Annotated in this window: 1 pseudogene; it reads right to left on the bottom strand. The window is 67.4% G+C overall.

Annotation, left to right across the window (positions count from 1 at the left end):
• A pseudogene (locus ACQG3P_RS22270) lies at positions 1 to 242 on the bottom strand (MFS transporter); the annotation flags it as partial.

The following is a 242-nucleotide window of genomic DNA, read 5'->3' as shown; positions in this document are numbered from 1 at the left end:
CGCCAGCCCCAGGCTTCAAAGGCCTGGTGGCCCAGGAAGTAGCGGCAGGCCTGGATGATCCGCAGCGACATGAACAGGCCAAGCGTGGCCGTGCACTGTATGAAGCTGGTGTACAGGCCACGCTTGTCGGCCGGTGCATGCTCGGCCACGTAGGTCGCCGCGCCACCGTACTAGCCACCCATCGCCAGGCCCTGGGCCAGGCGCAGGACGATCAGGATCACCGGCGCCGCGAAGCCGATCGA

This window comes from Stenotrophomonas sp. SrG, from assembly GCF_050031795.1.
Taxonomy (GTDB): Bacteria; Pseudomonadota; Gammaproteobacteria; order Xanthomonadales; family Xanthomonadaceae; genus Stenotrophomonas; species Stenotrophomonas rhizophila_A.
Note: the sequence above shows the minus strand (reverse complement) of the source record. Positions and strands in the feature narration are given on the sequence as shown.